This window comes from Bacillus cereus group sp. MS39, from assembly GCF_040448665.1.
In the GTDB taxonomy this organism is placed as follows: Bacteria; Bacillota; Bacilli; order Bacillales; family Bacillaceae_G; genus Bacillus_A; species Bacillus_A wiedmannii.
In genome coordinates this window covers 4,862,570-4,870,000 of the sequence record NZ_CP123058.1, presented here as the reverse complement: position 1 = coordinate 4,870,000, position 7,431 = coordinate 4,862,570, and the positions used below count along the sequence as shown (strand labels likewise).

Below are 7,431 nucleotides of genomic sequence, written 5' to 3'. Positions count from 1 at the left end.
AGAGAACTCTGGTTAAGGAACTCGGCAAAATGACCCCGTAACTTCGGGAGAAGGGGTGCTTTCTTAACGGAAAGCCGCAGTGAATAGGCCCAAGCGACTGTTTAGCAAAAACACAGGTCTCTGCGAAGCCGTAAGGCGAAGTATAGGGGCTGACACCTGCCCGGTGCTGGAAGGTTAAGGAGAGGGGTTAGCGTAAGCGAAGCTCTGAACTGAAGCCCCAGTAAACGGCGGCCGTAACTATAACGGTCCTAAGGTAGCGAAATTCCTTGTCGGGTAAGTTCCGACCCGCACGAAAGGTGTAACGATTTGGGCACTGTCTCAACCAGAGACTCGGTGAAATTATAGTACCTGTGAAGATGCAGGTTACCCGCGACAGGACGGAAAGACCCCGTGGAGCTTTACTGTAGCCTGATATTGAATTTTGGTACAGTTTGTACAGGATAGGCGGGAGCCATTGAAACCGGAGCGCTAGCTTCGGTGGAGGCGCTGGTGGGATACCGCCCTGACTGTATTGAAATTCTAACCTACGGGTCTTATCGACCCGGGAGACAGTGTCAGGTGGGCAGTTTGACTGGGGCGGTCGCCTCCTAAAGTGTAACGGAGGCGCCCAAAGGTTCCCTCAGAATGGTTGGAAATCATTCGTAGAGTGCAAAGGCATAAGGGAGCTTGACTGCGAGACCTACAAGTCGAGCAGGGACGAAAGTCGGGCTTAGTGATCCGGTGGTTCCGCATGGAAGGGCCATCGCTCAACGGATAAAAGCTACCCCGGGGATAACAGGCTTATCTCCCCCAAGAGTCCACATCGACGGGGAGGTTTGGCACCTCGATGTCGGCTCATCGCATCCTGGGGCTGTAGTCGGTCCCAAGGGTTGGGCTGTTCGCCCATTAAAGCGGTACGCGAGCTGGGTTCAGAACGTCGTGAGACAGTTCGGTCCCTATCCGTCGTGGGCGTAGGAAATTTGAGAGGAGCTGTCCTTAGTACGAGAGGACCGGGATGGACGCACCGCTGGTGTACCAGTTGTTCTGCCAAGGGCATAGCTGGGTAGCTATGTGCGGAAGGGATAAGTGCTGAAAGCATCTAAGCATGAAGCCCCCCTCAAGATGAGATTTCCCATAGCGTAAGCTAGTAAGATCCCTGAAAGATGATCAGGTTGATAGGTTCGAGGTGGAAGCATGGTGACATGTGGAGCTGACGAATACTAATAGATCGAGGACTTAACCATATAATATGAAGCAATGTTATCTAGTTTTGAGAGAACATAAAAAAACTTGTTGACTTTTAAAGAAAATAAGTTATAATAATGATTGTCTCAAAAGAATAATGTCTGGTAATGATGGCAGAGAGGTCACACCCGTTCCCATACCGAACACGGAAGTTAAGCTCTCTAGCGCCGATGGTAGTTGGGACCTTGTCCCTGTGAGAGTAGGACGTTGCCAGGCAATATTATTCCGCAGTAGCTCAGCGGTAGAGCTATCGGCTGTTAACCGATCGGTCGTAGGTTCGATTCCTACCTGCGGAGCCATTGGAGAGCTGTCCGAGTTGGCCGAAGGAGCACGATTGGAAATCGTGTATACGTCACAAGCGTATCAAGGGTTCGAATCCCTTGCTCTCCGCCATAGGATTTATAATATTGGCCCGTTGGTCAAGTGGTTAAGACACCGCCCTTTCACGGCGGTAACACGGGTTCGAATCCCGTACGGGTCACCACTTTGGAGGATTAGCTCAGCTGGGAGAGCACCTGCCTTACAAGCAGGGGGTCGGCGGTTCGATCCCGTCATCCTCCACCATATAAATTATATAAATAGTATTGTCGCGGGGTGGAGCAGCACGGTAGCTCGTCGGGCTCATAACCCGAAGGTCGCAGGTTCAAATCCTGTCCCCGCAACCAAATGGTCCCGTGGTGTAGTGGTTAACATGCCTGCCTGTCACGCAGGAGATCGCCGGTTCGACCCCGGTCGGGACCGCCATTTTAATAAGGCTCGGTAGCTCAGTCGGTAGAGCAGAGGACTGAAAATCCTCGTGTCGGCGGTTCGATTCCGTCCCGAGCCACCATTTATCTTAATAATATACGCCGGCTTAGCTCAATTGGTAGAGCAACTGACTTGTAATCAGTAGGTTGGGGGTTCAAGTCCTCTAGCCGGCACCATGTAAGTTTCGGAGGGGTAGCGAAGTGGCTAAACGCGGCGGACTGTAAATCCGCTCCTTCGGGTTCGGCAGTTCGAATCTGCCCCCCTCCACCATTTACATAGGGGCATAGTTTAAAGGTAGAACTGAGGTCTCCAAAACCTCCAGTGTGGGTTCGATTCCTACTGCCCCTGCCAAATATATTTACACAACATGGCGGTTGTGGCGAAGTGGTTAACGCACCGGATTGTGGCTCCGGCATTCGTGGGTTCGATTCCCATCAGTCGCCCCATTTTTATTTTTAAAATTACAAATAATCTAATTGATACTTACATATAATTAAGTAAGAATTCGATGGGCTATAGCCAAGCGGTAAGGCAACGGACTTTGACTCCGTCATGCGCTGGTTCGAATCCAGCTAGCCCAGCCATTTTTGCGGAAGTAGTTCAGTGGTAGAATACAACCTTGCCAAGGTTGGGGTCGCGGGTTCGAATCCCGTCTTCCGCTCCAATAAAATTTAACATGGCGGCATAGCCAAGTGGTAAGGCAGAGGTCTGCAAAACCTTTACCACCGGTTCAAATCCGGTTGCCGCCTTTCTTTTGTGCCGATGTGGCGGAATTGGCAGACGCGCACGACTCAAAATCGTGTTCCTTCGGGAGTGTCGGTTCGACCCCGACCATCGGTATCATGAACGGCGTAATAAAAATCTCTATACTAATTGTATAGAGATTTTTTGTGTTTTCATTACACGAAAAAATAAGCACAAAAAGTGTGCGGTGAGTAAACTGCGAAACAATAAGAGGATAAAAATAAACATTCATTTTTATTCTCTTAATTACATTATCCTATAAAATATCAGCAGAATATTGTATATACAATATTCTCTTTAAGCACTCTAAAGAGAACTTCTCCACCCCGGTGACATGAAGTTAAATCCGATAGCACCAGTAGATATTAGTACATTATCAACGGTTAAGTTTGTAATTTCTAAAAACCTCTTTTCAAACTCTTCTTTGTTGTACTTGTACATAGTTGAGTGGCACGCCCACATGTGCGTTGAAGTACTCAACCAATCTCCTAATTCCTTTAATTCAGGAAACGACTCAAATTGAATTGGTTCATCTAATTTCATGAATCTCACTTGATAGATAGTTGGGTTTAACTTCTCTCCTATTCCTTTCAGACCATGTGCTTTTTTCTCATGTGAATGTGTCATAATTCTCCCTCCATCTTTCTTCAAATTTTTTCCTGTTTTTATTATATAACAATAGAAAGTAGTTATAGGAATATTATGGAAATATGTATCGGCGATATAAAAAGACTCTAACATTTCTGTTAGAGTCTTTTTTGTTAAATTATACTATGTGCTTCTAAAATTCGTAATAAATGTAGAAATTCATGTATAATATAACTTGTCGAAAGAACAAAATGATAGTAATTTATATTATGTCTGTAATATGAATCAAAAATGAACTTTTTATATTTCTTTTAAAAATGTGTTGAATACACATTATATTTCATATTAATATTTTTATGTAGATTTAAAACGGGAAAGAGAGTGGAAAGTATGGGTCGTAAATGGAATAATATTAAAGAAAAAAAAGCATCAAAAGATGCAAATACAAGCCGTATATACGCGAAATTTGGACGTGAGATTTATGTGGCAGCAAAACAAGGCGAGCCAGATCCAGAATCAAACCAAGCGCTTAGAGTTGTATTAGAACGTGCGAAAACATACAACGTACCAAGAACAATTATTGATCGTGCAGTTGAAAAGGCAAAAGGCGGTTCAGAAGAAAATTATGACGAGCTTCGTTATGAAGGATTCGGACCAAACGGATCTATGGTAATTGTAGATACACTTACAAATAACGTAAACCGTACTGCAGCAGATGTACGAGCTGCATTTAGCAAAAACAGTGGTAACATGGGTGTAAACGGTTCTGTAGCTTACATGTTTGATGCGACAGCTGTTATCGGTCTTGAAGGTAAAACATCAGATGAAGTTCTTGAAATTTTAATGGAAGCAGATGTTGATGCACGTGACATTCTAGAAGAAGAAGATTCTGTTATCGTGTATGCTGAACCTGATCAATTCCATTCCGTACAATCTGCACTTAAAGATGCTGGTGTTGAAGAATTCACAGTTGCAGAATTAACAATGCTTGCACAAAGTGATGTAGAACTTCCTGAAGATGCTCAAGTACAATTTGAAAAAATGGTTGATGCATTAGAAGATCTAGAAGATGTGCAACAAGTTTACCACAACGTAGACTTAGGAGAATAATACGATAGAAGCCCCTATTCATTTAACGGATAGGGGCTTTTTTTCATGAAGTTAATTAAGAGGATGAATTAGTAAAGGTATTTTGTTTTAGACAGGGAATATGCTTATAGGGATATATGAAATAATCATTATTTCTAGGAGGTTTAATATGGAACATAAAACACCAAAGCATATCGTTGCTGTAGCAGGTTATTTAACAAATGAAAAAGACGAAGTGTTATTAGCTAAAGTACATTGGCGATCGGATACGTGAGAGTTGCCAGGAGGACAGGTGGAAGAAGGAGAAGCGCTCGATCAAGCTGTTTGTAGGGAAATAAAAGAGGAAACAGGATTAACGGTGAAGCCTATCGGTATTACAGGAGTTTATTATAATGCTTCCATGCACATTCTAGGTGTTGTTTTTAAAGTGGCATACGTGAGCGGTGAAATACAAATTCAGCCTGAAGAAATACAAGAGGCTAAATTTGTTGCTTTAAATGAAGAGAATATAGATGAGTATATAACGCGTCCTCATATGAAATCCAGAACGCTTGATGCGATGAGAGCAACACATTGTATTCCGTACGAAACGTGGGAAGTGCAGCCATATAATTTAATAGGTAGATTGTAAAGAAAAGAGTAGCCGGTTTGAGATACAATCAAATCACTACTCTTTTTTGTATACTGTTTAAGAAAAAGGTCAAAATAATAATAGTGCTAGTATTGATTTCAGGAACGTTTGTTCTGTATAATGTATGATATATTGTATACATTTAGATTACTAGATACTTACAAATATATATTTTGTAGATGATATAATGAAAATAGGATGTTTTAATAGGGAAGTATAGGCTTAAGGTATACTCTGTTATTGGTTTAGCATAATCTATATTCAATATTTCAGATGAATAGTAGATAAAAAAGGACTGTGATACAATACTTTTTTATCCAACTATTTGCCGGGCAGCCCGATTGGTGAGGGCTGATTAAAGTTTCACTTTATACCTTACAATGATGTAAGGTACGTGTAAGAGAAATCGATGGGATATTTTTTTACAACAAGGTATTCTTAAAGTAAGAGTTATACGCTGTGTGGAAAAGAGGTGTTTAAGATGAAAGAACGAGTATTATCTAGGGTGAACTATCATCAAAAAGTTGCATTAAATCCAATGACTAAATTCTTTTATAAAGCCATTATTTTATTATTATTGTTAAGTTTTACGTTATTATTCATTGGAAATGTAATGATCGAGCAAAGTGATATTAGTAAATTACATGTACCGGCTAAGTTAGAGGTGCCAGAATCATTAACACATGCATTTATTGCGACAGAAGATAAAAGGTTTTATCATCATAACGGTTTAGATTATATAGCGATTGTCAGAGCGTCTGTTGAGAATATAAAAGCTGGTGGTGTTGTGCAAGGCGGAAGCACAATTACACAACAGTTATCCAAAAATGCTTTTTTAACGAATGAACGTACATTTTCTCGTAAGTGGAAAGAAATTTTTTATACGAAAAAAATTGAACGTACATTTACAAAGGATGAAATTTTAAAATTGTATGTAAGTAATATTTATTACGGAGAAGGAGCATGGGGAATTGAAAAAGCAGCAAACCTTTACTTCGGTAAAAAGGTGAGCCAATTAACGTTGGCTGAAAGTGCAATGATGGCTGCTGTAGTAAAGGCACCCGCTTATTACTCACCTGCACAAAATTATGATAAGGCCGTAGAGAGACGAAATGTCGTTTTGAGATTAATGGAGAAAGAAGGCTATATCAATCATAATGAGTATGTGCAAGCAGTTAGTGAGAAGTTAGTAATTCGTCATGATATAAAAACAGAGCAGTCGATGTTAAATAGTGCTCGTGAAAAAGCAGTAAGCTAAAGGAAGTTCCTACATAGGAGCTTCCTTTTTTTGAATAAATTGTGACAAATTGTGACACAATATCGTCACAATTATTGTGTTTTTGTAATTTATGTGAGCGTGTTCATTGCGTGACATATATAAGTGTTGATATTATGTGTATTGTGTACAATGCTGTATACAGAATATGAATTTAAAGAGGAATGTATATGAAATCAAATAAACTCATGGCTCTTGGTGTAGTTTTTTCTATCGCAGTATTGATTGTAATCGGAACAATTGCGTATAGCATCATAAATGACAAAAAAGATAAAGGGAATGAGATGTTTGCTTATTCCACACAACAATCTTTAGGGAAAGATGATGCCCCAGTTAAGGTAGTTGAATTTGGAGACTTCAAATGTCCTGCTTGTCGTACTTGGGATGTAACAGTATTACCACGATTAAAAGAAGAGTATATCGATAAAGGTAAAGTGCAGTTATACTTTATTAACTTCCCATTTATCGGAAAAGACTCTGATTTAGGTGCAGCAGCTGGTGAAGCAATTTATAAACAAGATCAAGATTCATTCTGGATTTTCTATGATGAGATTTATCAAAGTCAAAAGAAAGACACGGAAGAATGGATTACAGAAGAATTACTTCTTAACATTGTGAAAGAAAAGCTTCCGAAAATTGATGTAGAACAATTTAAGAAGGATTTACAGAGTAAAGAAATGAAAGAAAAAGTACGTAAAGATTCAGATCGTGCTCAAAAATTAAAAGTTCAAGGTGCTCCTTCAGTATATATCAACGGAAATCTTGCAAACCCTGATTTCGATAGTATGAAGAAGGCGATTGATAAAGAATTGAAAAAGTGATGAGCTACTCATCACTTTTTCGACTTTTTTCGATAAAATTCTTGCTTCCGTTTTTTTTACATGCTATACTACTTTACATAAGTTATTCTAATATCTTATATTTATTTCATATTTGCGGGTGTAGTTTAGTGGTAAAACAAGAGCCTTCCAAGCTCTGGTCGAGAGTTCGATTCTCTTCACCCGCTCCAAATTTTATTAAATGTTTTTCTATAAATTGTGATCAACGCAGTGTTTCGTTTCTAAGATAAACGAGGCATTGCGTTTTTTAATGTTTGAAAAACATAATTGTATGCGAAAATAGAAGTAAAGAA

General features: G+C 40.1%; 4 protein-coding genes, 16 tRNA genes, 2 rRNA genes and 1 pseudogene (1 of these 23 running past the window's edge). 22 read left to right on the top strand and 1 reads right to left on the bottom strand.

Annotation, left to right across the window (positions count from 1 at the left end; genetic code table 11):
• From QEP67_RS25265 to QEP67_RS25185, 17 genes are all read left to right on the top strand, one after another.
• Positions 1-1,223 (top strand): 23S ribosomal RNA (locus QEP67_RS25265); it begins 1,699 nt to the left of the window's first position.
• 101 nt (positions 1,224-1,324) lie between these two features.
• A 5S ribosomal RNA gene (rrf, locus tag QEP67_RS25260) occupies positions 1,325-1,440 on the top strand.
• An 8-nt stretch (positions 1,441-1,448) separates the two neighbouring features.
• A tRNA-Asn gene (locus tag QEP67_RS25255) sits at positions 1,449-1,523 on the top strand.
• A gap of 2 nt (positions 1,524-1,525) precedes the next feature.
• A tRNA-Ser gene (locus QEP67_RS25250) sits at positions 1,526-1,617 on the top strand.
• A 16-nt stretch (positions 1,618-1,633) separates the two neighbouring features.
• Positions 1,634-1,708 (top strand) — tRNA-Glu (locus QEP67_RS25245).
• Positions 1,709-1,712: 4 nt separating this feature from the next.
• Positions 1,713-1,788, top strand: a tRNA-Val gene (locus tag QEP67_RS25240).
• 24 nt (positions 1,789-1,812) lie between these two features.
• Positions 1,813-1,889, top strand: a tRNA-Met gene (locus QEP67_RS25235).
• A gap of 3 nt (positions 1,890-1,892) precedes the next feature.
• Positions 1,893-1,968: transfer RNA gene (locus tag QEP67_RS25230), tRNA-Asp, on the top strand.
• Positions 1,969-1,977: 9 nt separating this feature from the next.
• Positions 1,978-2,053 (top strand) — tRNA-Phe (locus QEP67_RS25225).
• Positions 2,054-2,071: 18 nt separating this feature from the next.
• A tRNA-Thr gene (locus QEP67_RS25220) sits at positions 2,072-2,147 on the top strand.
• A gap of 10 nt (positions 2,148-2,157) precedes the next feature.
• A tRNA-Tyr gene (locus QEP67_RS25215) sits at positions 2,158-2,241 on the top strand.
• Between the two features lie 7 nt (positions 2,242-2,248).
• A tRNA-Trp gene (locus QEP67_RS25210) sits at positions 2,249-2,322 on the top strand.
• Positions 2,323-2,341: 19 nt separating this feature from the next.
• Positions 2,342-2,417, top strand: a tRNA-His gene (locus QEP67_RS25205).
• A gap of 63 nt (positions 2,418-2,480) precedes the next feature.
• Positions 2,481-2,555: transfer RNA gene (locus QEP67_RS25200), tRNA-Gln, on the top strand.
• A gap of 5 nt (positions 2,556-2,560) precedes the next feature.
• Positions 2,561-2,635, top strand: a tRNA-Gly gene (locus QEP67_RS25195).
• Positions 2,636-2,649: 14 nt separating this feature from the next.
• Positions 2,650-2,720: transfer RNA gene (locus QEP67_RS25190), tRNA-Cys, on the top strand.
• A gap of 9 nt (positions 2,721-2,729) precedes the next feature.
• Positions 2,730-2,811: transfer RNA gene (locus tag QEP67_RS25185), tRNA-Leu, on the top strand.
• A 210-nt stretch (positions 2,812-3,021) separates the two neighbouring features.
• On the opposite strand, the gene QEP67_RS25180 is transcribed toward QEP67_RS25185, so the two are convergent.
• A complete protein-coding gene (locus QEP67_RS25180) occupies positions 3,022-3,342 on the bottom strand; it encodes a DUF3884 family protein (RefSeq protein ID WP_000149728.1) in 321 nt (106 codons plus the stop codon).
• Between the two features lie 351 nt (positions 3,343-3,693).
• Between QEP67_RS25180 and QEP67_RS25175 the strand changes: the two genes are divergently transcribed.
• The 5 genes and pseudogenes from QEP67_RS25175 (at position 3,694) to QEP67_RS25155 (ending at position 7,308) form a co-directional block, all read left to right on the top strand.
• Positions 3,694-4,413, top strand: a complete 720-nt coding sequence (locus QEP67_RS25175; RefSeq protein ID WP_000532975.1) for a YebC/PmpR family DNA-binding transcriptional regulator — start codon at positions 3,694-3,696, stop codon at positions 4,411-4,413.
• Between the two features lie 148 nt (positions 4,414-4,561).
• Positions 4,562-5,023, top strand: a pseudogene (locus tag QEP67_RS25170) (NUDIX hydrolase).
• A 481-nt stretch (positions 5,024-5,504) separates the two neighbouring features.
• Positions 5,505-6,281 (top strand): biosynthetic peptidoglycan transglycosylase, encoded by a 777-nt coding sequence (locus QEP67_RS25165; RefSeq protein ID WP_000664710.1) that lies wholly within the window; start codon positions 5,505-5,507, stop codon positions 6,279-6,281.
• Positions 6,282-6,469: 188 nt separating this feature from the next.
• Positions 6,470-7,120: a thioredoxin domain-containing protein gene (locus QEP67_RS25160; protein WP_353706462.1), complete on the top strand. Its 651-nt coding sequence runs from the start codon at positions 6,470-6,472 to the stop codon at positions 7,118-7,120.
• A gap of 114 nt (positions 7,121-7,234) precedes the next feature.
• A tRNA-Gly gene (locus tag QEP67_RS25155) sits at positions 7,235-7,308 on the top strand.
• Positions 7,309-7,431: the final 123 nt, after the last annotated feature.